This is a genomic window from Comamonas sp. MYb21 (assembly GCF_037479395.1).
Classification (GTDB): domain Bacteria; phylum Pseudomonadota; class Gammaproteobacteria; order Burkholderiales; family Burkholderiaceae_C; genus Comamonas.
In genome coordinates, this window is the sequence record NZ_JBBGZC010000013.1 from 111,865 (window position 1) to 134,786 (window position 22,922).

Annotated in this window: 23 protein-coding genes; 15 read left to right on the top strand and 8 right to left on the bottom strand. The window is 64.0% G+C overall.

Translation table 11 applies throughout. From position 1 onward, the window contains the following. Positions 1–5: 5 nt before the first annotated feature. The 5 genes from WH367_RS19540 to WH367_RS19560 all read right to left on the bottom strand — a co-directional run bounded on the left by WH367_RS19540 (position 6) and on the right by WH367_RS19560 (position 5,790). Positions 6–1,205, bottom strand: a complete 1,200-nt coding sequence (locus WH367_RS19540; RefSeq protein ID WP_339537330.1) for a PepSY-associated TM helix domain-containing protein — start codon at positions 1,203–1,205, stop codon at positions 6–8. Next, positions 1,205–3,661 (bottom strand): TonB-dependent siderophore receptor, encoded by a 2,457-nt coding sequence (locus WH367_RS19545; RefSeq protein WP_339537331.1) that lies wholly within the window; start codon positions 3,659–3,661, stop codon positions 1,205–1,207. The genes WH367_RS19540 and WH367_RS19545 overlap by 1 nt, the downstream gene beginning before the upstream one ends. Before the next feature lie 137 nt (positions 3,662–3,798). Continuing rightward, positions 3,799–4,794, bottom strand: a complete 996-nt coding sequence (locus WH367_RS19550) for a FecR family protein (RefSeq protein WP_339537332.1) — start codon at positions 4,792–4,794, stop codon at positions 3,799–3,801. A gap of 21 nt (positions 4,795–4,815) precedes the next feature. After that, positions 4,816–5,298 carry an RNA polymerase sigma factor gene (locus tag WH367_RS19555; protein WP_339517701.1) on the bottom strand — a complete coding sequence of 161 codons (483 nt, stop codon included), beginning with the start codon at positions 5,296–5,298 and terminating at the stop codon, positions 4,816–4,818. Between the two features lie 195 nt (positions 5,299–5,493). Further along, on the bottom strand, positions 5,494–5,790 hold the full coding sequence (locus WH367_RS19560; protein ID WP_339537333.1) for a hypothetical protein: 297 nt from the start codon (positions 5,788–5,790) through the stop codon (positions 5,494–5,496). A 50-nt stretch (positions 5,791–5,840) separates the two neighbouring features. Between WH367_RS19560 and WH367_RS19565 the strand changes: the two genes are divergently transcribed. The 7 genes from WH367_RS19565 (at position 5,841) to WH367_RS19595 (ending at position 12,520) form a co-directional block, all read left to right on the top strand. Then, on the top strand, positions 5,841–6,152 hold the full coding sequence (locus WH367_RS19565) for a hypothetical protein (RefSeq protein WP_339537334.1): 312 nt from the start codon (positions 5,841–5,843) through the stop codon (positions 6,150–6,152). 184 nt (positions 6,153–6,336) lie between these two features. Further along, a complete protein-coding gene (locus WH367_RS19570; RefSeq protein ID WP_116925108.1) occupies positions 6,337–7,374 on the top strand; it encodes an aliphatic amidase in 1,038 nt (345 codons plus the stop codon). A gap of 74 nt (positions 7,375–7,448) precedes the next feature. Beyond that, entirely contained in the window at positions 7,449–7,931 is a 483-nt protein-coding gene (locus tag WH367_RS19575) for an AmiS/UreI family transporter (protein WP_339537335.1), read from the top strand. 5 nt (positions 7,932–7,936) lie between these two features. After that, positions 7,937–8,779 carry an AAA family ATPase gene (locus WH367_RS19580; RefSeq protein WP_043340687.1) on the top strand — a complete coding sequence of 281 codons (843 nt, stop codon included), beginning with the start codon at positions 7,937–7,939 and terminating at the stop codon, positions 8,777–8,779. A gap of 13 nt (positions 8,780–8,792) precedes the next feature. After that, positions 8,793–10,595: a nitric oxide reductase activation protein NorD gene (locus WH367_RS19585; protein WP_339537336.1), complete on the top strand. Its 1,803-nt coding sequence runs from the start codon at positions 8,793–8,795 to the stop codon at positions 10,593–10,595. Positions 10,596–10,748: 153 nt separating this feature from the next. Next, entirely contained in the window at positions 10,749–11,894 is a 1,146-nt protein-coding gene (locus tag WH367_RS19590; RefSeq protein WP_339537337.1) for a transporter substrate-binding domain-containing protein, read from the top strand. A 2-nt stretch (positions 11,895–11,896) separates the two neighbouring features. Then, positions 11,897–12,520 carry an ANTAR domain-containing response regulator gene (locus WH367_RS19595; RefSeq protein WP_339537338.1) on the top strand — a complete coding sequence of 208 codons (624 nt, stop codon included), beginning with the start codon at positions 11,897–11,899 and terminating at the stop codon, positions 12,518–12,520. 127 nt (positions 12,521–12,647) lie between these two features. Here WH367_RS19595 and WH367_RS19600 read toward each other — a convergent pair whose 3' ends face one another. Beyond that, positions 12,648–13,205 carry a GNAT family N-acetyltransferase gene (locus WH367_RS19600; protein WP_339537339.1) on the bottom strand — a complete coding sequence of 186 codons (558 nt, stop codon included), beginning with the start codon at positions 13,203–13,205 and terminating at the stop codon, positions 12,648–12,650. Between the two features lie 171 nt (positions 13,206–13,376). Here WH367_RS19600 and WH367_RS19605 point away from each other — a divergent pair, with 171 nt between their 5' ends. After that, on the top strand, positions 13,377–13,913 hold the full coding sequence (locus WH367_RS19605; protein ID WP_339537340.1) for a hypothetical protein: 537 nt from the start codon (positions 13,377–13,379) through the stop codon (positions 13,911–13,913). A 91-nt stretch (positions 13,914–14,004) separates the two neighbouring features. Here WH367_RS19605 and WH367_RS19610 read toward each other — a convergent pair whose 3' ends face one another. Together WH367_RS19610 and WH367_RS19615 are read right to left on the bottom strand one after the other, a co-directional pair. Continuing rightward, complete coding sequence (locus WH367_RS19610) at positions 14,005–14,211, bottom strand: hypothetical protein (RefSeq protein ID WP_339537341.1); 207 nt, start codon at positions 14,209–14,211, stop codon at positions 14,005–14,007. A gap of 94 nt (positions 14,212–14,305) precedes the next feature. After that, entirely contained in the window at positions 14,306–15,298 is a 993-nt protein-coding gene (locus WH367_RS19615) for a LysR family transcriptional regulator (protein ID WP_339537342.1), read from the bottom strand. Between the two features lie 123 nt (positions 15,299–15,421). Here WH367_RS19615 and WH367_RS19620 point away from each other — a divergent pair, with 123 nt between their 5' ends. The 7 genes from WH367_RS19620 to WH367_RS19650 all read left to right on the top strand — a co-directional run bounded on the left by WH367_RS19620 (position 15,422) and on the right by WH367_RS19650 (position 22,867). Then, positions 15,422–16,360, top strand: coding sequence for a dihydrodipicolinate synthase family protein (locus WH367_RS19620; RefSeq protein WP_339537343.1), 939 nt, complete (start codon positions 15,422–15,424; stop codon positions 16,358–16,360). Between the two features lie 90 nt (positions 16,361–16,450). Further along, positions 16,451–17,425, top strand: coding sequence for a Bug family tripartite tricarboxylate transporter substrate binding protein (locus WH367_RS19625; RefSeq protein ID WP_339537344.1), 975 nt, complete (start codon positions 16,451–16,453; stop codon positions 17,423–17,425). Further along, complete coding sequence (locus WH367_RS19630; RefSeq protein ID WP_339537345.1) at positions 17,415–18,113, top strand: SDR family NAD(P)-dependent oxidoreductase; 699 nt, start codon at positions 17,415–17,417, stop codon at positions 18,111–18,113. The genes WH367_RS19625 and WH367_RS19630 overlap by 11 nt, the downstream gene beginning before the upstream one ends. A gap of 36 nt (positions 18,114–18,149) precedes the next feature. Then, positions 18,150–19,316, top strand: a complete 1,167-nt coding sequence (locus WH367_RS19635) for a mandelate racemase/muconate lactonizing enzyme family protein (protein ID WP_339537382.1) — start codon at positions 18,150–18,152, stop codon at positions 19,314–19,316. Positions 19,317–19,765: 449 nt separating this feature from the next. Further along, entirely contained in the window at positions 19,766–20,989 is a 1,224-nt protein-coding gene (locus tag WH367_RS19640; RefSeq protein WP_339537346.1) for an ABC transporter substrate-binding protein, read from the top strand. Continuing rightward, positions 20,989–21,831, top strand: a complete 843-nt coding sequence (locus WH367_RS19645) for an SDR family NAD(P)-dependent oxidoreductase (protein ID WP_339537347.1) — start codon at positions 20,989–20,991, stop codon at positions 21,829–21,831. The genes WH367_RS19640 and WH367_RS19645 overlap by 1 nt, the downstream gene beginning before the upstream one ends. A 52-nt stretch (positions 21,832–21,883) precedes the next feature. Then, entirely contained in the window at positions 21,884–22,867 is a 984-nt protein-coding gene (locus tag WH367_RS19650) for a Bug family tripartite tricarboxylate transporter substrate binding protein (RefSeq protein WP_339537348.1), read from the top strand. Positions 22,868–22,922 lie beyond the last annotated feature (55 nt).

Genomic DNA, 22,922 nt, shown 5'->3' on the forward strand with positions numbered 1-22,922 from the left:
CAAGCTCAGCTCTTTTTACGCGCGGCGCGTTTGCGCAGCCAGATCAACACCCCCGTCACGCTGAGCATCGCCACACCTGCTCCCGTCACGGTAATCAGCAGCTTGTAGGCCAGGCCGCCCACGCTGGCCATATGCAGGTTGCTGATCCAGGTGATCAAGGTATCCGCGCCGGCAGTGCCGGTCGGGAACCAGGTGGCGACCAGAGCGCCGCTGTCGCCGTCCATAAACAAACGGGTGCTGCCGCCTTCATCCTTGATGTCCAGGCTGCTGCGCACGTCATAGCGGTACAGGCCTACTCGTGGATCATAGGCAAAGGAGCTTTCTGCCAGCACTTGGAATTTTTGTTGTTGGGCCAGTTGCTGCATCAGGCTGTGGGCCTGCGCGTGTGCGGCTTGCCAGCCCAGCGCGGGTTGCCACAGCGGCGTTTTGCGCCGGGGCAGTTCGGCGGTGCTGGGCTGTTGTGCGCTGAAGGCCCGCAGCATCGGGTCATGCCACTGCGGCAAATTGAGCGCAAAGCTGCTCCAGGCCAGCACGAAGAGCAGCGGCCACAGCCACAGGCCGCCCGCGCGGTGCAGGTCGAAGGTGGCACGCCAGCGGCTTTGCATGTCCAGCTTCCAGGCCCGCGCCCAGCGTCCCAGCCAGGGGCGTTTTGCATTCTTGGCGCTGGCGGGCAGGGTCAAGCAAAAGCCGATGACGCTATCGACCATCCAGAGCAGCGACACCAGGCCCAGCAACCAGGTGCCCACCGCACCGAGGGCCAGCGAGTAATGCAGCTGGTACAGAAACGGCATCAGGTTGCGCCAGGTCTGCGTGATATCGCCCCAGCGCCGTTCGCCCAGGATCTTGCCGCTGGTGGGGTCGACGAAGACCTCGTCGTTCTCCAGCGGCGCTTTGCCTGGACGCGGGCGCAGCAAAAACACCAGCGCATGGCCGGGCTCCTGTGCCAGCGGCACGCGCAGGGCCAGGGCATGGGGGTACTGCGCCTGCACCATGTCGCGCAGCGCCAGTGCGTCGATGGGCCGGGTGCTGGGGTCTGCGCTCGTGGTCCTTAACCACTGTGGGTTGATCGCGGCATCCAGGTCGCTGTTCCACACCAGCAGGCTGCCGGTCAGCCCGGCCACGACCAGGAAGGCCGCCAGGCTCAGACCGGCAATCCGGTGGGCCAGGACCAACCAGCCCCGCAGCGAGGCTTTGCGCCGAGACATCACCAGCGGTAGGTCAGGTTGGCGCTGGCCTGGCGTTCGTCACCGTAGTGGCAGATGGCGAACTCGCATTGGGTGAATTTCTTGTCCATCAGGTTGCTCACGTTGACGCTGAGATCCCAATGCGCGTCAAAGCGGTAGCCCAGCAGCGCATCAACCACGGTGTAGGCGGGCATGCCGGTGGCAATGCCTGATGCGCGGGTGCTGCCCTTGTAGCGCGCGCCTGCAGCCAGGCGCAGCTGTGGCAGGCCCCAGGATGCAAAGTTGTAGTCAGCCCAAAGAGCGGCCTGGTGGTAGGGGGTGTCTTCGCTGCGCTGGCCGATCTCGCTGGCGATGGTGCTGCGCGTGATCTTGGCATCGGTATAGGCATAGGAGGCGATCAGGCTGAGCGCCCGCGATACCTCGGTCTTGGCTTCCAGCTCCAGGCCGCGTGAGCGGACCTGTCCCGTCTGGCGGTAGCTGTTCTCACCGGCATCGAACTTCAGCACATTGTCTTGCACCAGCTGGTAGATAGCGGCGCTGAGCAGGGTGCGGCTGCCTTCGGGCTGGTAGCGCAGGCCGGCTTCGTACTGCTTGCCCGTGGTGGGGCGGAAGCTCATGCCCGAGACTTCAGACACCGACACCGGGAAGAAGGATTCGCTGTAGCTCAGGTACGGTGCCAGCCCGTTGGGCACCTTGTAGACCACACCCATCCGCCAGGTGTTGGCGCCGTCTCTTTGCTTGGCATTGCTGCCGTCGCGGTGCGCGGTCTGGTCCTGCTGTGCCCAGTCGCGGCGCAGGCCGGCCAGCACGGTCCAGCGGTCGTTCAGGCTGATCTGGTCTTGCAGGTAGAGGCCGGCTTGCGTGGTTTTGCGGCGCGAGCCACGGTCCAGCGCCGGATCGCGGTTCACGTTGACCGGCTGGCCATAGTTGTAGCTGCCGAGGTTGATGGACGAGGTATTGGCGCGGAAGTTCTCCGAGTCATAGTCCATGCGGTAGAGGTCCAGGCCTAGCAGCAGCTTGTGGTCTGCACCCAGCAGTGGGCGGTTGAACTCCATGCGGGTGTCCGAGACCAGGCCCTTGGCATGTTCGCGCCGGTCGCTGTACTGGCGGCGCAGCACGCCGGTGGAGGCAGCCTCGGCAATGGCCGCCGCGCTGGTCTGGGCCTGCAGGTAGTTCCAGGTCACCTTAGATTCAAAGAAGCGCAGGCTGTGGTGCAGGCGGGTGTCTGTGTTCAGCGCGTGGCTCAGCTCATAGCCCAAGGTGAACATCTCGCCCTTCATCTTGTCGTAGTCGGGCTCGCCAATGAAGTCGCCCCGGCCAATGAAATGGGGGCCCTGGCCCACGCCTTCCACCAGTTGGTAGGGCAAGGGTGCAGAGAAGCGCGTATTGGTCTTTTGGTAGAACGACAGCAAGGTGAGCGAGGTGTCCGCGCTGGGCCGCCAGGTGAGGGCGGGCGCAATGTACAGCTTGTCATCCGGAATGTAGCGATCTGCGGTACGGCTGTCGCGGCCGAGCATGGTCAGCCGGTAGTCCAAGGTGTCACTGCCGGCCACGGGGCCGCTGAAATCTGCCGTCAGCTGGCGGCGGTTGTGGTTGCCCAGCTGCAGGCCCAGCTCCCGGATGGGCTCGGACGTGGGGCGCTTGCTGACCGCGTTGACCACGCCACCGGGTGACAGCTGCCCATAAAGCACCGACGCCGCGCCGCGCAGCACCTCCACCCGTTCCAAACCATAGGGCTCCTGGATGCCGTCGTAGGAGTTGCTTTGCAGGCGCAGGCCATCGCGCATCGAGCCACTGTTGGCGGACTCCACATCCATGCCACGGATGCGGAAACGGTCGGCCGTGCGGCTGAAGCTGGTGGGCTGGGTGGTCACGCCCGGGGTGTAGTTCAGTGCCTGGGACAAGGTCTCGGCCTGGCGGCTGCGCAGTTCGTCATTCGTGATGACCGACACCGACTGCGGCGTATCGATGATGGCCGTGTCCGTCTTGCTGCCCGCCGTGGCGCGCCGCGCCACATAACCCGACACGGGGCCGTTCGCACGTTCCGTATCCAATGCTGCGCTGACCGTTACCGCAGGCAAGGTGACGGTGTCCTGCGCTACCGGTGGCTGCGGGCGGATGGAGACCGTGCCCGGCCCACTGCGCACGGACACCAAGCCACTGCCCGCCAGTGCGCGGTCGATGGCCTGCTGCAAGCTAAGGCCGCTGGGCACGGCGGGCGCGGTTTTGCCTTGCAGCAGCGCGGCATCGGCCCCAATGGCGATGCCCGTTTGCCGAGAGATGGCATTGAGCGTCAGCGCCAAAGCCTGCGCCGGCACAGCGGTCTGCAGGCTTTGCTCGCTAGCAGGCGCCTGGGCCCAGGCGGCGGGCGCCATGCCAAACGCGGTCAGGGTCGCGGCCGCCGTCAGCGCGGCGAAGGCCAACGGGGATAGAGCAAAGGAACGCGCGCTGCGCGCTGCCAGAGAGGGTCGGGTCATGAGAAGCTGCTTCCAGTGGAGGGTTTCCAGCAGAAGACCAACGAAGGGCTTCAACCCTGACAAAAATTCCAAAAAATATTTGTAACGGTGCCAACCGGCCCCAACCGGCGTTTAACAGGCGCTGCGCAAGGGCGCCGTCAGCGCAGCTCCACGCTCACATCGCCTGCGCCATTGCGCAGCACGCGCACCGGCAGCATGTCCGGTAGGCCCGTCAAAAAGGCCTGGGGCTGGCGCAAAGGGAAGCTCCCCGACAGCCGCAATTGCCGCAGCTGCGGATGGCTGCCCAACCGCAGCGGGCGTGCCAGGTAGTCGTTCCATTGGTCCAGCACCTGGTCCAGAGGCGTGTTGTGGAACACCAGCCAGCCGCTGCGCCAGGCGCCCACGCTGTCGGCAGGTACCTGCAAGCGGGGTCCCAGGCCGCGCTGGTCGGCCGCAATCGCGTCGCCAGCCGTCAGCGTGACGGGAGGCGCGGCCTTCATGTCCATGGCCGCACCAGGGCGCTCGGCAGGCCATACCGCCACCCGGCCTTCTGCCACGGCCACTCGCATTTGCTGCTCTCGCACGCCGACGCTGAACACCGTGCCCAAAACGCGCACGCCACCCCAGTCGGTGGTGACGCTGAAGGGACGGTCGGCGTCCGGGGCCACGCGGAAGCGCATTTCACCGCTCAGCAGCTGCACCTCGCGGCGATCGCGGTAGATGGCGATGCGCGTGTGCGTGTTCGGCGCGAGGCTGAGTTCCGAGCCATCGGGCAGGCTGAGGTCGCGCTGCTGCGCATGCGCGGTCTGCAACTCTTGCTCATACACCGGCCGCTGCCAGGCCCAGCGGCCACCGCCCCAAAGCACCGCCGTCAAGCCGCCCAGGCCCAGCAGACTCAAGGCATTGCGCCGCGCGCGACGGGGGTCCTGGCGCGAAGGGGGCGGCACATTGGCTTGCAGATGGCTGCCATCGGTGCTGGCCCAGAGGCGCTCGGCGGTCTCCAGTGCGGCCCGGCATTCGGGGGAGCCGGTACGCCAGTGCGCCGCCAGTTCCTGCTCGGCCGCCAGCGCTGCATCGCTGCTGCCCTTGTGGACGCGGCCGACCAGCAGCAAGGCTGCTTCCACCAGTTTGCGAGGGGGTTCAGAAGATGCCATGGTCTTGCCGTGCTTGCGTATTCAGGCGCGAGAGGGCGCATACGCTGCGCAATCCAGGATGCCGCGCATGACATGCCTTTCAATATTGGTTTCGGTCATGCCCAGGTGCTCACCGGCTTCCCGGTAGCTGTAGCCGTAGATGCGTACGAGGATGAACACATCGCGGCGTTTGCGCGGCATGGCTTCGAGCCGCTGCAAAAACAGGTTCAGCTGCTCACGGGCCATGGCCGCGCTTTCTGCCGAGGGCGCGCTGGTCGGTGCGACCAGGCTCAGCGCATCCAGCACACGCTGCTCGGCCAGCCTGCGCGTTGCACCGCTGGCTGCCAGGTTGCGCGCCGTCTTGTAGAGCAGGGCGCGCGCATCCAGCACCGTTCCACCAGAACGCTGCATCGCATAGATACGGGTATAGGCGCTTTGCACCAAGTCGGCGGCGACATCACCGTCACCTGCGCTGCGTGTGAAATACCGCAGCAGTTCTCTGTAGTAGCGCTCGGGCACGGACACACCTCAGCCGGAAGACAAGAAGAGAACTCCTGGCTTGGCTGAGACCGCCGGGGCGGATCTGTTGCTGGGGAGGAGAGAGCCGCGATTGTAACGGCTTTGTAAATGGTTGCTATTTAGCCCTGCGAGCTTGGGTGGAAATGCCGGGCTCGCCCTGCGTTGGGCATGCAAAACGCTGGGTTCTGAGGACCCAAGCCATCAAGGCTCGCGCAGCATCTGGGCGTATTTTCTGTAGCCCCATACCGCTGCAACGACCAGGCCAATGCCGATTCCCCAACCCACAGGCACCCCCAAGCCGAAAATCAGCAGAAACATCAAACCAACGCAGACCAGCGCAATCCACAGCAAGCTGACGACATCAAAATGCGCGACCGCCATGGCGTCATCGGCGATATCGCGCCTGGCATGGCCCCGCTTTTCGCGCTGGCGCCTGAACACAAACACATCGGCGAAAAACTCCGCAATGCCGGCGAGAAGATCGGTGACAAGGCTCATGGTGGAAGAGATTCCCTTGCGATGCTATGGGGGGATGGTGCAATCCGCAGATGGTTGGCCAACTGCTGCTGATCACGATCGCGAATGTAGCCGATAAACAAGAAGTCCGATGGGCTCGATGCGGGCCGTTGCACGAAGATGCGCCACGGATTTGTTCCAGGCTCGCATGGTTCTTGCCCATTTTCTCGCTGCGCGGCTTGCCAACTACCACCATCGCTCAAACGCTGCAACCGGTAGATGTTCTAGGCGGCCATGGCCACAATCGTTCTACCATTGTCTGGCGGCGGACAAACGCCACGCAGATTTCGTTGCAGATATTGACATCAGCTGCCAAGGTTGCCAGCGCAGATGTCCGGCAATAAAGCCCGAATCGATTCATTCCAGAGTCGATTCGGGCTTTTTTTCGTTCGTTTTTTGGTATTCCCGTTTTTCGGACCAGGCCTTTGGTTCGCTGGCGGAGCTTTGCCTACGCTGCTTTGAAACCCCTGCGCTGCGGCTGCCAGCCGGACAGGTCGCACTTTTTTCTCATTAACTTGGAGCACAGCCATGAGACACGGAGATATTTCGAGCAGCAATGATTGCGTAGGCGTAGCGGTGGTGAACTACAAGATGCCACGCCTGCATACCAAGGCCGAGGTACTGGACAACTGTCGCAAGATCGCCGACATGGTGGTGGGCATGAAGCGAGGGCTGCCGGGCATGGACTTGGTGGTGTTCCCCGAGTACTCCACGCACGGCATCATGTACGACTCCAAGGAGATGTACGAGACCGCCTCTGCCATTCCCGGTGAAGAGACGGCCATCTTTGCCGATGCCTGCCGCAAGGCCAATGTCTGGGGGATTTTCTCGCTCACCGGCGAGCGCCATGAGGAGCACCCCAACAAGGCGCCCTACAACACCCTGGTCCTCATGAACAACCAGGGCGAGATCGTGCAGAAATACCGCAAGATCATGCCCTGGGTGCCCATCGAAGGCTGGTATCCCGGCGACTGCACCTATGTCAGCGAAGGCCCCAAGGGGATGAAGATCAGCCTGATCATCTGCGACGATGGCAACTACCCGGAGATCTGGCGCGACTGTGCGATGCGCGGCGCCGAGCTGATCGTCCGCTGCCAAGGCTATATGTACCCGGCCAAGGAGCAGCAAATCCTGGTGTCCAAGGCCATGGCGTTCATGAACAACACCTACGTGGCCGTGGCCAATGCGGCGGGCTTTGACGGTGTCTACTCCTATTTTGGCCACTCCGCCATCATCGGTTTTGACGGCCGCACCTTGGGCGAGACCGGTGAAGAAGAAATGGGCATCCAGTATGCGGAGCTGTCCAAATCGCTGATCCGCGATGCACGCAAGAACGGTCAGTCGCAAAACCACCTCTTCAAACTGGTGCACCGTGGCTACACCGGCACCATCAATTCGGGCGATGGCGACAAGGGCGTTGCCGCCTGCCCCTACAGCTTCTACAGCCAGTGGGTCAACGACCCCGAAGGGACGCGGGAGATGGTCGAGTCGTTCACCCGCACGACGGTGGGCACCCCTGAATGCCCGATAGAAGGGATTCCGCACGAAGCGCCCCAGCACCGCTAAAGCCGCATCCCCAGTGGGCATGGCCGCCCGGTATCGAGCAGCCATGCCGTCCGATAAAAAACAAGGAGACAAACATGCTGGGTATCGCACTTTTTTTCATTGGCATGGTGCTGATCGTCAACGGTATGGGCCTGAGCGGCCGCATCGACGCGCGGGACTCTGCGTCTGTCAATCTGCTCGTGGGTCTGCTGGCCTTGTTCATCAATGCCGTTGGCATTCTTCGTGCAGACACGGACCCTGACTATTTCGCTGCCGCAGGCGGCCTGCTTTTTGCTTTCACCTACCTGTACCTGGCGGTGGTGCAGTGGTGGGCGCTCAAAGGCGTGGGCCTGGGTTGGTACTGCCTGTTTGTGGCGGTCAGTGCGCTGGCCTTTGCCGCCGCTGCCGGTGATATCCGCGTCATCGCCATGTGGCTGGTCTGGGCGAGTCTGTGGTTTTTCTTCTTTCTTGCGCTGGGGCTCGGCAAGCAGCTGCGCTTTCTGGCGGCCTACACGGTGCTGGTGGGCATTGTGACCTGCTGGATTCCGGGTTTGATGTTGTTGATGGGGAAATGGTGAACATGATGAATGCAAAAGACCCTCTGCATGCCGCCCGCGGCGATGACCCGCTGGCCGAGTACCGCCTGGCCCAAGAGCCGTTTTACCGGCCCGCCCGCAATGAGATCGCGCTGTACGAACAGGCCTACCGCCACCGCATGCCGCTGATTCTGAAAGGCCCAACGGGCTGCGGCAAGACGCGCTTTGTCGAGCGCATGGCCTGGGCGCTCCAGCGCCCGCTCATCACCCTGGCCTGCAACGAAGACATGACCGCCTCTGACCTGGTCGGCCGCTACCTGCTCGATGCCGATGGCACGGCCTGGCATGACGGGCCGCTCACCAGGGCGGTGCGCTACGGTGCCATCTGCTACCTCGATGAGGTGGTGGAGGCCAGGCAGGACACGACGGTCGTCATCCATCCGCTGACCGACGCGCGCCGCGTGCTTCCGCTCGACAAGAAAGGCGAAGTCGTGCATGCACATCCGGATTTTCAACTGGTGGTCTCCTACAACCCCGGCTACCAGAGCAGCGCCAAGGACATGAAGCCCTCGACGCGCCAGCGCTTTGCCGCCTTGGAGTTTGACTACCCCGATGCCGCCACCGAGGCAGACATCGTCGCGCACGAAGCGGGCATAGCGCCTGCGCTGGCCGAGCGTCTGGTCGCGCTGGCCCACAGCACGCGCGCGCTCAAACACCATGGCCTCGATGAAGGCGCTTCCACCCGCATGCTCATCTACGCCGGCTTGCTGATACGCGATGGCGTATCGCCCGCCGACAGTTGCGACATGACGATCACCCAGGCCTTGACGGATGACCCCGACAGCTGCCAAGCGCTGAAGCAACTCGTGCAAGCCAAATTTGCAAGCTAAAAAGCACAGCACCATGGCCCCATCATCCGCTTCCCGGCTCAGCGAGCGCGCCGCCGCAACCTGGATCGACGACGACACACGCAGTTTTGAACGCCTGGCCAGGTTCGCCTCCTGCCTGGCATTGAGCCGGGTGCAAGTCCATCCCTTGCAGGCTGCCAGTCCGCATCAAGAGGCGGGCGGGCTGCTGGGCGGCGCAGCGGCCAGGCCCACCTCAGCGCAGCGTGCCATTGTGTTTGCTGCAGACGAGGGGGCATCTTCAAGCGCTGCACGCTTGATGCTACCGCCGCTACTCGATCTGCCCGAGGCCGAGCGTGCCCACCGGCACACCGCCATGGTGGCGCATGCTGCGGCGCATCTGCTGCATTCGCCAGCGCGCCAGCCCAGCCAGGCCTTGAAGCCCATGGGCATGGTGCTGGTCTCGGCCATAGAAGACGCCCGCGCCGAACGCCTGTTGCTGCGCGACTACCCCGGCGCACGCCCTTGGTTCCAGGCGCATATCGCGCCCGAGCCCGAGGCGGAAAACCTGGGCTTTACCGCCTTTATGGCGCGGCTTGACCGGATCTTGTTGCAGGTGGACAGCGGTAGCGCCAACCACTGGGTGCACAAGGCGCAGCAGCTTTTTGAAGACACGGTGCACCGGCATGGACTGGAAGACTATGCGGCATTCCGAGCTATCGCCTCCATCCTCGCCAATGACCTTGGCCAGATGCGCGTGCGGATGGATCCACAGCACTACGCCGGGCCCACGCTCTACCGGGATGACAACAGCTACCTCTGGGCGCATCCCGAGTCGGAAGACAACCAGGACGAGGCCTTGCAGCTGCCCCAGACTACCGCGCAAATGCAAGCGGCACGCACAAGAAATACGCAAGAACCGCCCAAGCCGGCGCAAATGCCCCAGGCCGCCGAAGAATTGGAGATCGCCCGCTTTCACTACCCGGAATGGGACTACAGGAGCGAGCACATGAAGCCGGATTGGTGCCAGGTGGTCGAAAAACTCCCCGCCTGGCAGGGTCTGAGCGAGATCCGCAGTGCGCGCCTGTCCAGTGCCTCCAGGGTCGACAGTCTGGCGTTGCCCCATCCCCGCGTGCTCGACCGGCGCCATCGGCTTCGCCGCCAGTGGGAGGGCGATGCGCTGGACCTCAATGCGGCCATCGACGTGCAGGTGGACATGCGTATGCAGCTACGCCCTGACCCGCGCATTTTTATGCGCAGCGGCCAGGGCCCACGCCCCGCCAGCATGTTGGTGCTGCTGGACATCTCCGAATCGGTCAACGACATCGGGCCGCAGGGCCAGAGTCTGCTGGCATTGGAGAAGCAAGCCGCGCTGATGCTGGCCGAGGCGTGCTTGCGCAGCGCCGAACGTCTGGCCATCCATGCGTTCTCGTCCAACACCCGTGCCGAAGTCAACTACTACCGCTTGCTTGATTTTGGCGAGGTCTACAGCGGCGCCACGGCAGCCATGGTCCAAGCCCTGCGCGGGCGCTATTCGACGCGCATGGGCGCGGCCCTGCGCCATGCCAGCAGCCTGCTGCGCAACGAGCCCGAAGGGCAGCGCAGCCTGTTGGTGGTCACCGATGGCGCTCCGCACGACATCGATGTGCACGACAAGCGATACCTGATCGAAGATGCGCGGCATGCCGTTCAGGAGGCCAAGCGCGCAGGCGTGCGCGTTTGCTGTCTGGCTGTCGATGCACAGGCCGATGCCTATGTGCGCCAGATCTTCGGATGGCGGGGCTATGACATCGCGGATGACGCCGTGCAGCTGCTGCCGCGCTTGACCAGGATGGGCGCGCGCCTGGCCGCTGGGCGCTAGATGTGCAGGGCACTCCCCAGCCCTGCACCGATGAGACCGGCCAGCGCCTGCCGCTGCGCTAAGCTGGCTGGCACGCTTTATGCATTTATGCATTTACCCCGCATCCGCTCCAGTGCCCCAAGCATTGGAGTGGGATAGACCAGGAGACAGGTTTTGGCAAACAACGATCCCTTGCGTGTTGGCATTCTCTTTTCGGAAACGGGCACCACGTCCATCATTGGCCAGTCGCAACTGCAGGGCAGCTTGCTGGCCATCGACGAAATCAACAACGCCGGCGGCGTGCTCGGGCGTGAGCTGGTGGCCGTGCGCTATGACCCGGCGTCCAACCCTGCCGAGTACGCGCGCCTGGCCGAGCAGTTGATCATGCACGACCGCGTCAACACCATTTTTGGCTGCTATATGTCCAGCAGCCGCAAGGCCGTGCTGCCCGTCGTCGAGAAATGGAACAAGCTTTTGTTCTACCCCACGCTCTACGAAGGCTTCGAGTTCTCCGCGAACATCATCTACACCGGCGCCGCCCCCAACCAGAACAGCGTGCAGTTGGCCGATTTCATGACCAGCAGCTTTGGCGCGCGCGTGTACCTCATCGGCTCGGACTACATCTACCCCTACGAATCCAACCGCATACTGCGCGAGTTGGTCCTGCAGCACCCCGAGGGCGAAATCCTCGGTGAGCGCTACCTGCCACTGGCGGCCACCGAGCAGGACTACCAAGCCGTCATGGAAGATATCCGCCAGAAGCGCCCTGACTTCATCTTTTCCACGGTGGTCGGAGACTCCACCGCCCAGCTCTACCGCGCCTATGCCGATGCCGGCTTTAGCACCAAAGAAATGCCGATCTGCAGCCTCACCACCTCGGAGGCCGAGATCGGACAAATGGGCTTTGACATCGCAGCCGGCCACATCACGTCGGCACCTTATTTTCAGTCGATCCAATCGGCCGCCAACCAGCGCTGCCTGGCCCACCTCAAGCGGCTGTTCGGCGATGACTGCCGCCCCAATCTGTGCTGGGAAGCCTCCTATTTTCAGCTGCATATGTTTGCCAATGCCTTTCGCCGCTCGGGCAGCGACACCATCAGCGAGTTGCTGCCTTACCTGCTGGGCAGCGAGTTTGATGCCCCTCAGGGGCGTGTGCGCATCGATCCCGGAAACCACCACACCTGGGTCTACCCGCGCATTGGGCGGGCCAATGCGCAAGGGGAGTTCACCATACTGCGCGAGGCCAAACGCGCCGTATCGCCGGACCCCTATCTGGTCACCCATTCCTTGGGCGACTGGACGGCCAAGATCGAGGTCTGAGCGTGAACCCGCAGCAGCCCCGCGCCACCTCGCAGCACCTCAAAGAGCTGCGCCAACTCAAAATCATCCTGATGCACCCCGAGGATGCCGATGGCTTGCTGCTGGCCCAGCAGCTCCAGCGCATCGGCTGCCAGGTGCGCAGCGTCTGGCCACCGGTGCAGCAATTGCCGGACGACCCGGATATCGTCCTGTTGGCGGTACGCCCTGATTTTCTGCACCTGCTCATGGCCTGGGCGAGCGGTGAGCAGGCGCCTGCGCTGGTGGCGGTGGTGAACTATGAAAACCCCACCATTGTGTCTGCCGTGCTGGAGCTCAAGGCGCAGGCGATCCTGCCTTCGCCCATACGCTCCTTTGGCCTGCTCTCCACCTTGGTCGTCGCGCGCCAGATGCACAAGGAGCACCGGCAGATGCAGCAACATGTGCACAAACTGCAAAACAAGCTGCTGGGCCAACGCCGTGTGACCGACGCCAAAGCCATCCTCATTGCCACCCACCAGGTCAGTGAAGACCGCGCCTACGAAATGCTGCGTGAGCAGGCCATGAAAAAGCGCGTATCGGTCGAAGACATCGCCCAGGCCATCATCGGTGCGAGCGAATTGTTGGGGATGAAGGGCAAGCCCGAGTAGTGGCAGCAGCGGAGGATCCTCGGGCTGCTGCAGCGTTGCCTGGGCGCAGGGCATCAAGGCGCGGTTTATAACCTGCAGCAGCCAAGCCGCGCCAGATCTGCGCTGGGCCGATTACGGCAATCGCAGGCTACCTGGTTGACGCATACACACAGCCATTCTTCAACTGCCCTGATGGCGTGATGCGCTCATTTTTCATCACCCCCTCCAACAGCATCCCCGCGCTGGCGCAGGTCGCACGGCTGCCGGCGTTATCTTCATCGGTGCGCGCAAATACCCGCCGCGCTTTCAATTGTGTGAATGCCAAGTGCAGGACGGCCGTGACCGCCTCTTTCGCAAATCCGTTTCTGTGCACGCCACTGCGCATCCAAAAGCCAATTTCCATGCTGGGAATGTCCCAGCGGATCGTGTGCAGGCCCACGCTGCCGATCAATCGCTGCTCGTGGTCCCAGACCAGAAACGCCAGGCCAGTTCCGTTTTCGCGATCGCGCATGCTGGCCAGGCAAAAGTCTTCGGACGCCGATACCGACGGCTCATACAGTGCCCAAGGCAGCGAGGTGGGCCAAGCGCGCAGGCTGGCCAGGCTTTCTACGACGGCAGCATACACAGCCTTGCCATCGCCGGGGCCGGCTAGGCGCAAGGTAAGGCGGGGTGTTTGGATGGGGGTGTCGACACTGTCAGGGAACATGGGCGTTGTCATTGGCTTGCACAAAGCTTGTTAAAAGGCAGAGGCTGGCAGTGTACGACGCCCACAAAATGATCGAGTGGGTTTATTCAACAGAGCATGTAGTATCCAGGCGTCCGGCGCTTAAACGCTGGTTTGATGGCGCACATTCGTTAGACAAATTGGAATACCCACATGGACCAAAGCTTTCCAAATCGTTCGGTCAAACCTTTTCGCATGGGTCGAATCCCCAGCTACCCGGTCACAGGCGATCAACTGGTGGCCGATGCAGAAAATCGGCTCCAGAACCATGCAGATATTTTTGGCTGTGCGCTATTCCAGTCGCGCAACGACATTCTCTCCACGCTGGCTGCTCTGGTCGAGGACGAGGATTACCGCGCCAAATTTGGAAAGGTAAACAGCGAGCCCTTTGCCGCACTGGCCGAACTGTCTCCAGAATCCCAAGCCGCTGCCATGAAAATCGCGGAGCTGGCGATGAATCGCCTCATTGAATCCATGGTGGGCCAACTAGCCGCAGGCGCAAGAGCATTGCCTGGCGATTACTGCGTCAGCTACAAGCTGGAGGCGCAGCTGGAGAAAATCACGGGCGCTACCACCAACGGCGTCAAGCTGAAAAAAGTCGATAAATGCACGATCCTGGATGCGAACCAGAGTGTGTTGTCTGCATCCTTCAATCGCTGGCTGCAGCGCTTTGGCAAAACCACTGTTTGAGCGTTCGGCAGTGGAGATTTGGTTGGGCAGATAGGCGCATTACCCAGGTTTGGATGTTGCGACCACCGGCTGGAAGTGCTGCCAAGAGTAACTATTCACCATCGCCCCCACAGCCATCACCGCCGCTGCCATTGGCCCCCGCGTCATCCCGCGAGCCAGGCTTCGTGGGCACCGCCGGAAATGGCCGTTCACGCTTGGCGTCGCGCAAGGCTTTCTTGCCGAGCCGCCACTGGTCCCAGAGCAAGAACAGCACGACAGGGACAGCGAGCACAGCGAAAGCCGCGATAGCGAGATCCATCATCCACTCCGGTTGAAAACACGATGCGCAGCGCCTGGGGTCATCCCATCCATGCCCATTCTGCAGCGGGGAGAAAACCGCAGTGCTTCAGGGCCTAGCCGGCTTGCGTCCCATCCGCACCCTCAGCCTGCTGCCCCTGCACCAGCGCCCACAAAGCCTCCGCCGCCGGCGCCATCTCCGAGCGTTGGCGGTACAGGCGGATCTCCACCGGTACATTCCAGCGGTCATCACCTGCGGGCACCAGGCTGCCGCTGCGCAGCTCTTCAGTGATAAGGCTCTGGGGCAGCCAGGCGACGCCTCGGCCTTCCAGGGCCATGGTTTTGAGTAAGGCCGCGTGGTGGGCGGTAAAGACGACGGCGACGCCCTGCGCCATGCCGGGCTGGGGGGAGTGCACGGCGTCTGCGCCATCGGCAAACATGCCGCGCATGCGCGATCGCATGATGCGGCCCAGGCCCGAGGCTTCGCTGTAGGCGAGCACGGGCACAGCGCTGTCCTGGCCGATGCGGTGCAGCGGCTGGCCGGGGGCATCGGGCGCGGCAGCGCTGACCGGGCGCAGCAGGTCATCGGACAGGCGCAGCACGGGGTACTGGCCTTCGTCCAGGCGGCCGGGCACGGCGGCATGGCCGTGGCACAGCACAAACTGCACGCGGCGCTGCAGCATCAGGTCTTCGCAGGCGAGTGAGCTGTCGCTCATCGTCTGGATCGGGCCCATGCGCAGCTGCGCTTCCATGCCCACCAGCCAGCGCGGAAAGAAGGTGAGCGACAGCACATGGGTGGCGGCAAAGCGCAGGCTGGCGGCAGCCTGGTCGTGCGCGGCGCGGGCCTTGATGCGGGCGGCCTCCAGATTGGCCAGCACGTTTTGCAGCAGCGGCAGAAAGCGCTGGCCGGCGGGGGTGAGGGCGGCGGGGTGGGCACTGCGGTCAAACAGCTCCACGCCCACCCAGTCTTCCAGCGAGCGGATATGGCGGCTAAAGGCCGGCTGGGCAATGGCGCGGGCCTCGGCTGCGCGCGAGAAGTTGCCGGTATCGGCCAGTGCCATGAAGTCTTCGAGCCACTCCAGATCGAGCGGGCGGTTGCCGGGTCCCATGGGTTTCCTTGGAGCCTGCCTGGCTCATAGATACATGTATGCGTTTCGGGTATTGGACAGCAGAGGCAGCCTGCGAAATGATGAACACCGTTGACCACCCGCACCCCTAACGGAGACAAAAACATGCCTGCCATCGCGAATTATCGTGGAATTATTCCTGCCATCTCTTGCCCTTTCACCCCGGACCACCGCATCGACGAGCCCGCACTGCGCAAGCTCGCCTCCTGGCTGGCCGGCCACGATGGCGTGGTCGCGATCATGACCAATGGCCATACCGGCGAGGTGTTCTCGCTGACGCCCGCCGAGCGCGCTGAGGTGACGCGCATTGTGGCCGATGAGCTCAAAGGCCGCCTGCCGGTGATCTCGTCCATCGTTTGCGAAGGCCTGGCCGATGCGGCCGAGCACGCCCGCGCTGCGGTGGAAGCCGGTGCCGTGGCGCTGGATGTGATGCCCCCGCACCACTGGCTGCGCTTTGGCTTCACGTCCGGCCATGCGCTGCAGTATTTCGATGCCATCCACCAGGCCGCCCCCCATGCCGACCTGGTCTGCCATGTGTACCCAGCCTGGACGCGTGCCTCCTACTCGTCGCAACTGCTGGCCGATCTGGCGAAGCTGCCGTACCTGCAGGCCTTCAAGGTGGGACAGCGCGACATGAACAAATACGCCCGCGACATCCAGGCGATCCGCGAGGCTGATGCCTCCAAGGCCATCCTGACCTGCCACGACGAGTACCTGCTCGCCTCGATGGTGCAGGGCGTGGACGGCGCGCTGGTGGGCTTTGCGACGTTTATTCCGCAACTGATCATCGACCTGTGGAACGCCGTGAAGGCGGGCGACCTGAAGAAGGCGATGGAAGTGCAGGCCATCATCACCCCGCTCAAGGATGCCGTGTACGGCGGTGGCGAGCCCACCGGCGAGGCCCATGCCCGCATGAAGGGCGGCATGTACCTGGCTGGCGTGATCGATGACGCCACCGTGCGCCCACCGACTGAAGCGCCCAATGCCAAGGAAGTGGAGGCACTGCGCGCGGCCGTCAAGCAAGCCGGGCTGCTCAAGCGCTAAACCGCTGCAAGCACTGAATGGCCCAGGAGGCCCCCGTCTCCTGCGCCTTGGGGTCCTACATCTAAAAAAACCGACAGGAGACAAGACACCATGCAACGCCAACCATTTATCCGTACCGTGCTACGCAGCGCCATCGGTGCCGCCGCCCTGGCGCTGGCCGCCAGCGGCTTTGCGCAGACCTACCCGGCCAAGCCGGTGCGGGTCGTGATTCCCTTTCCGCCGGGCGGCACGCTCGATGCGGTGGGCCGCATGCTGGGGCAAAAGCTCGCCGACCAGTTGGGCCAGCCCTTTGTCATCGAGAACAAGCCCGGTGCCAGCGGTGTGATCGGCGGTGAGATGGTGGCCCGCGCGCCTGCCGATGGCTACACCTTGCTGTTCAGTGCATCCACGCATGTCACAGCCCCTCTGACGCTCAAGTCCGTGCCCTACAACGTCACGCAGGATTTTGTGCCGATTGCGCTGGTGGCCAAGGCCCCGCTGTCGGTGGCCATCAACAAGAACCTGCCGGTGACCGATATCAAGTCGCTCATCGCCTACGGCAAGGCCCACCCCGGCAAGATGACCTTTGCCGTGGGGTCGCTGGGCTCGGCCGGGCATCTGTCTACCGAGCTGCTCAAGCGCGCGGGCGGGCTGGACTACCTGATCGTTCCGTACAAGGGCACGGCACCGGCGTTCCAGGATTTGATTGGCGGGCAGATCGACGGCTTTATCGACCCCATCCTGGGATCCCTCCAGTACCACAAGGGCGGCATGCTGCGCGTGGTGGCGGTCACCTCGGCCGAGCGCGTGCCCAGCCTGCCTGATGTGCCTACCGTGGCAGAGACCATTCCCGGCTATGAGTTCTACAGCTGGTATGGCCTCTGGGCGCCTGCCAAGACGGCGCCCGCGCTGGTGCAGCGCCTCAACGCCGAGGTCAACAAGGCCCTGGTCGATATGGCGCCCAAGCTCAAGGAGCAAGGCCTGCTGCCCACGCCCGGCAGCGCCGAGGACTTTGTGAAATTCCAGCGCAGCGAGATCGAACGTGCGCAAAAGATAGTGAGCGAAGGAGGCATCCGTGCAGACTGAGCTGGGCCATGTCGTCGTGACCGGCGCGAGCAGCGGCATTGGCAGCGCCATTGCCCAGGCGTTGCTGGCGGCGGGCTGGCGCGTCACGGGGCTCGATGTGGCGCAGGCCACCATCGTGCATGGCAGCTATGCGCATGTGCCGGTCGATCTGACGGACGGCGCCGCCATTGCGCGCAGCGCTGCGGCTTTGCCCGCCGTGGATGCGCTGGTGCATGCCGCCGGCGTGCTGCGCGTGGGCGCGCTGGGCCAGCTGGACCATGACGGCGGCGCGCTGATGTGGCGCCTGCATGTGGATGCCGCTACGCGCCTGGCCGATGCCATCGTGCCCGGCATGGCCCAGCGCAGCCAAGGCCGGGTGGTGTTTATTGGCAGCCGGGTGGCGCAGGGCATGGCCGGGCGCGGCCAGTATGCGGCCACCAAGGCGGCCTTGATCGCGCTGGCGCGCAGCTGGGCGGCCGAGGTGGCTGCGCAGGGCGTGACCGTGAATGTGGTCTCGCCCGCAGCCACGGCGACCGGCATGTTGAACGACCCGGCCCGCGCCGGCAGTGCGCCGCGCCTGCCACCCCTTGGCCGCCTGATTGAGCCGGCCGAGATCGCGGCCCTGGTGGGCTTTCTTTTGTCTCCGGCGGCTGCCGCCATTACCGGGCAGGACATCGCCATCTGTGGTGGCTCGTCCCTGGCCCGCTGATATTTCATCCCCCCATTTTCACAACCGATGACCACCATGAAGATCGTCAACATCCTCGAATCCACCCGTCCCATCAAGTCGGACATCCGCAACGCCTACATCGACTTCTCCAAGATGACCTTGAGCCTTGTGGCTGTGGTTACCGATGTCATCCGCGATGGCAAGCCCGTCATTGGCTACGGCTTCAACTCCAACGGCCGCTACGGCCAGGGCGCGCTGATGCGCGACCGCTTTATCCCGCGCGTGCTGGAGGCCGAACCCGGCAGCCTGCTGGACGAGACCGGCGAGAACCTGGACCCGCACAAGGTCTGGGCCCGCATGATGATCAATGAAAAGCCCGGCGGCCATGGCGAGCGCTCGGTGGCGGTCGGCACCATCGACATGGCCGTCTGGGATGCCACCGCCAAGATCGCCGGCAAACCCTTGTTCCAGCTGCTGGCCGAGCGCTATGGCAATGGCACAGCCAACCCGCGCGTGTTTGTCTATGCCGCCGGTGGCTACTACTACCCCGGCAAGGGCCTGGATGGCCTCAAGAAGGAAATGGAAAGCTACCTGGCGCGCGGCTACTCGGTGGTCAAGATGAAGATTGGCGGCGCCACCCTGGCCGAGGACTGCGAGCGCATTGAATCGGTGCTGAAGATCCTGGGCCCGGGCCAGCAACTGGCGGTGGATGCCAATGGCCGCTTTGACCTGCAGACTGCCATCGACTACGGCAAGGCGCTGTCGCAGTACCCGCTGTTCTGGTACGAAGAGGCCGGTGATCCGCTGGACTTTGAACTGCAGGCCAAGCTCGGCGAGGTCTACAAAGGCCCCATGGCCACCGGTGAAAACCTGTTCTCGATGCAGGATGCCCGCAACCTGATCCGCCACGGCGGCATGCACAAGGACCGCGACTGGCTGCAGTTTGACTGCGCGCTGAGCTATGGCCTGGTGGAATACCTGCGCACCTTGGACATGCTCAAGGAATACGGCTGGTCGCCCAGCCGCTGCATTCCCCACGGCGGGCATCAGATGTCGCTGGCCATCGCCGCAGGCCTGGGCCTGGGTGGCAACGAGAGCTACCCGGACCTGTTCCAGCCCTATGGCGGCTTCCCCGATGGCGTGAAGGTGGACAACGGCTATGTCACCCTGCCAGCGCTGCCGGGCATTGGCTTTGAGGGCAAGTCCGATCTGATTGCGGAGATGCGGGCCCTGGCTTCCTGACCCGGTCTGGCCACAAGCGCTTGGTAATAGGGCGCTTGCGGCAATTATTTTGAGAATCGGCAAGCCGTCGCGCCAGGCGACGCTTGCGACTGCCTCCCCCAGCGGCGCCTTATAGGCGCCTTTGCGCCTCTGCTTGCCCAAAGCCGAGGCGTTTTCTTTTTGGGCCATGCCAGCTTGGGCCTGCGAAACGGCTGCTGAAAGCAGGGCGCCCTCGGCTGTTTCTCAGGCCTTTGATGCCGGCCAGCACCGCCCGCGCATCGGTCTCTCCAGCCCCATCCACCAGGGGCAAAAACACACAGCACCCAGCGACCAAGGGTTAGCACTGAAAGCCATTCAGGCTTTTGTTTGTACTATTTACCTGTCGGCAGGTATGTAGTCCAACACCAAGATCTGGACGGCCGGCCAAAGACACGGTTCATCGCAAAAAAAGAGCTGATCAAGGAGACAACGTGAAATCTTTTCGCCCGCATGCATTGCTTTTGTCGTTACTCGCGGCCTTGGCCGCACCGTCCGCTTCCTGGGCCCAGGTCAGTGATGACGTGGTCCGCATTGGTGTGATGGGGGACCAGACGGGCCCTTACTCGGGCAATGGCGGTCCCGGCCATGCGCTGGCCGTCAAGATGGCGGTCGAGGACTTTGGTGGCAAGGTGCTGGGCAAGCCCATCGAGGTGGTGGTGGCGGATGACCAGAACAAGCCCGACATTGGCCTGAGCATCACCCGCCGCTGGCTGGATGTGGAGAAGTTCGACACGATCGTCGGCAACTCCGCCTCGTCGATCGCGCTGACGGTGGCCCAGCTGATGAAGGAGCGCAGCAAGCCCTACCTGATCGCCGGCACCACGACGGCCGACTTGACCAACAAGGCCTGCTCGCCGATGAATTTCAACTTTGTCGCAGACTCCTACGCCATGCCCAAGGCAGGGGTGAAGGCGCTGATGAAGCAGGGCGTGAAGAGCTTCTACTTCATCGCGGTGGACTATGCCTTTGGCCAGGCCTACCTGGACGAGGCCACGCGCTTTATCAAAGAGGGCGGCGGCAAGGTGACCGGGGTCACGCGCCATCCGCTGGGAACGGCCGATTTCTCGTCCTACCTGCTGCAGGCGCAGGCCAGCGGTGCCGAGGCGATTGTCATCATCAACGCCGGGCTGGACCTGTCCAACGCCCTCAAGCAAGCGGCCGAGTACCGCATTGCGCGCGGTGGCCAGAAGGTAGCGGTGTTTGGCATGACGATCAACAGCGTCACCGCCATGGGCCTGGATGTGGCCCAGGGCCTGCAGCTGGCGCTGCCCTTCTACTGGGACCAGAACGACGAGACCCGGGCCTGGTCCAAGCGCTTCATGGCGCGCTACAACAACGGCGCGCCCACCTACCTGATGGCCGGCGCCTACAGCGCCACCATGCACTACCTGCAGGCGGTGCAGGCCGCCGGTACCGACGAGGGCAAGGCCGTGGCGGCCAAGATCCGCGAGCTGCCGGTCAACGATTTCTTCTCCAAGCAGGTCAAGGTGCGGGCCGATGGCCAGGTGCTGCGCCCACTTTATGCGGTGCAGGTCAAGACGCCGGCGGAGTCCAAGGCCAAGTTCGACTACTACAAGATCATTGGCACCATTGCGCCTGAAGAGGCCTGGCGCCCCGCCTCCGAAAGCGCCTGCGACCTGCTCAAGGGGCAGTGATGGGCCGTACTCTCGTCACCGGTGCCGCACGCGGCATAGGCCGCGCCATTGCGCTGCGCCTGGCCCAGGAAGCCCATGACCAGGGCGGCGACCAGGCCGGCCCAGCTCAGCTGACCCTGCTGGACCAGCATGCGGCCGAGCTCGATGCCGTGGCCGCCGAGCTGCAAGCGCTGGGCGCCCAGGTCCAGGTGCTGGCGGGTGATCTGTCGGGGCTGGACTTTGCCGCCCAGGCGGTGGCCGCTGCCGTACAGCACTGGGGCGGGTTGGATGGCCTGGTCAGCAATGCCGGCGCGGCCTTTCCCGGGGCCTTGAGCGACTACCCAGTCGCCGACTGGGACCGGACCTTTGCGCTCAATGCGCGGGCGCCGTTGCTGCTGGCCCAGGCGGCCCTGGCGCCACTGCGTGCCAGTGGCGGCAGCATCGTCGTCATCACCTCGGTATCGGCCAGCCATGCCACACCACCGCTGGGCGCCTACAGCGCCAGCAAGGCAGCCGCGCTGATGCTGGTGCGTCAGCTGGCGACCGAGTGGGGGCCGCTGGGTGTGCGCATCAATGCGCTCTCGCCCGGCTTGATCGCCACGCCCGGTACCGCGCTGGCCTATGCCGATCCGGCAGCCAAGGCCCAGCGCGAGCAGCGCGTGCCGCTGCGCCGCATCGGTGGGCCCGGCGATATCGCCGGTGCCGTCAGCTTCTTGCTGAGCGATGCGGCTGCGTACGTCAACGGCGCCGAGCTGGTGGTCGATGGCGGGCTGGCCCACACGATGATGGCTTCGCTGCCCCAACAGGCCTGGCAGGACCAGGCGGCCCAGCGCCGCTTGCCCCAGCCCGCTGCCGCAGGCTAGGCCGCAACGGGCCAGCCCATAGCAACAACGTATTTTGTGATGGAGACCTGCCGTGTCTATCTCTCAAAAATTCAAGCGTGCCGCCACCTGGGGCGTGCTCATCGGCGCCTGGGCCGGGGCCGTGGTGCAGGCGGCGGAGTTCCCTGACAAGCAGGTCACCATCGTCGTGCCCTATGCGGCCGGCGGTTTTACCGACCAGGTGGCCCGCGCCATTGCACCGGTGCTGGCTGAGAAATGGGGCAAGCCGGTGGTGATCGACAACCGCCCCGGCGGCGGCACCACCATTGGCACGGCCCTGGTCGCCCGGGCCCCTGCTGATGGCCATACCCTGCTGCTGAGCAGCCTGGGTTACCTGACCAACCCGCTGATGATGCCCCGTCTGCCCTATGACCCGCAGGACCTGAAACCTTTGATGATGGTGTCCGAGTCGCCCAGCGTGCTCTATGTGGGCAAGCAGGTGCCCGCCAACAACCTGGCCGAGTTCGCCAGCTATATGCGCGCCAACGATGGCAAGGTGGCCTTCGCCTCGTCGGGCGTGGGATCCAGCCCGCATATCTGTGCCGAGATGCTGGCTTCGGCCGTCGGCGCGCACATCATCCACGCGCCCTACCGGGGCAATGCCCCGGCCTTGAATGCCTTGATGGCCGGCGAGGTAGCGGCCTTGCTGGATGCACCCAGCGCAGTGAGCTACGTACAGGCCGGGCGCATGAAGGTGCTGGGCGTTGCCAGTGACAAACCCGTGCGCAGCGCACTGCCGCTGACCCCGTTCTCCCAGTCGTCTGCGCCTGAGCTCAAGCCCTACAGCTGCAGCAGCTTCTTTGGCTTCTTCATGCCCGCCAAGGTGCCCGCCGCACTGCAGCAGCGCATCTACCGCGATCTGCGCGCGGTGGTGGAAGTGCCCAGCGTGGCCGAGGGCGTCACCCGCCCCGGCGGCGAGCTGCACCTGCTCGGCCCCGAAGACTTCACGTCGTATCTGGATGCCCAGCGCCCGCGCTGGGCCGCCGTGATCCGAGAAAAACACATTACCCAGGAATGAGGGCAGGGGGCGCCCAGCCCTTGCCCGCCCCTTGTCGTTTGATTTGACCTTGAAC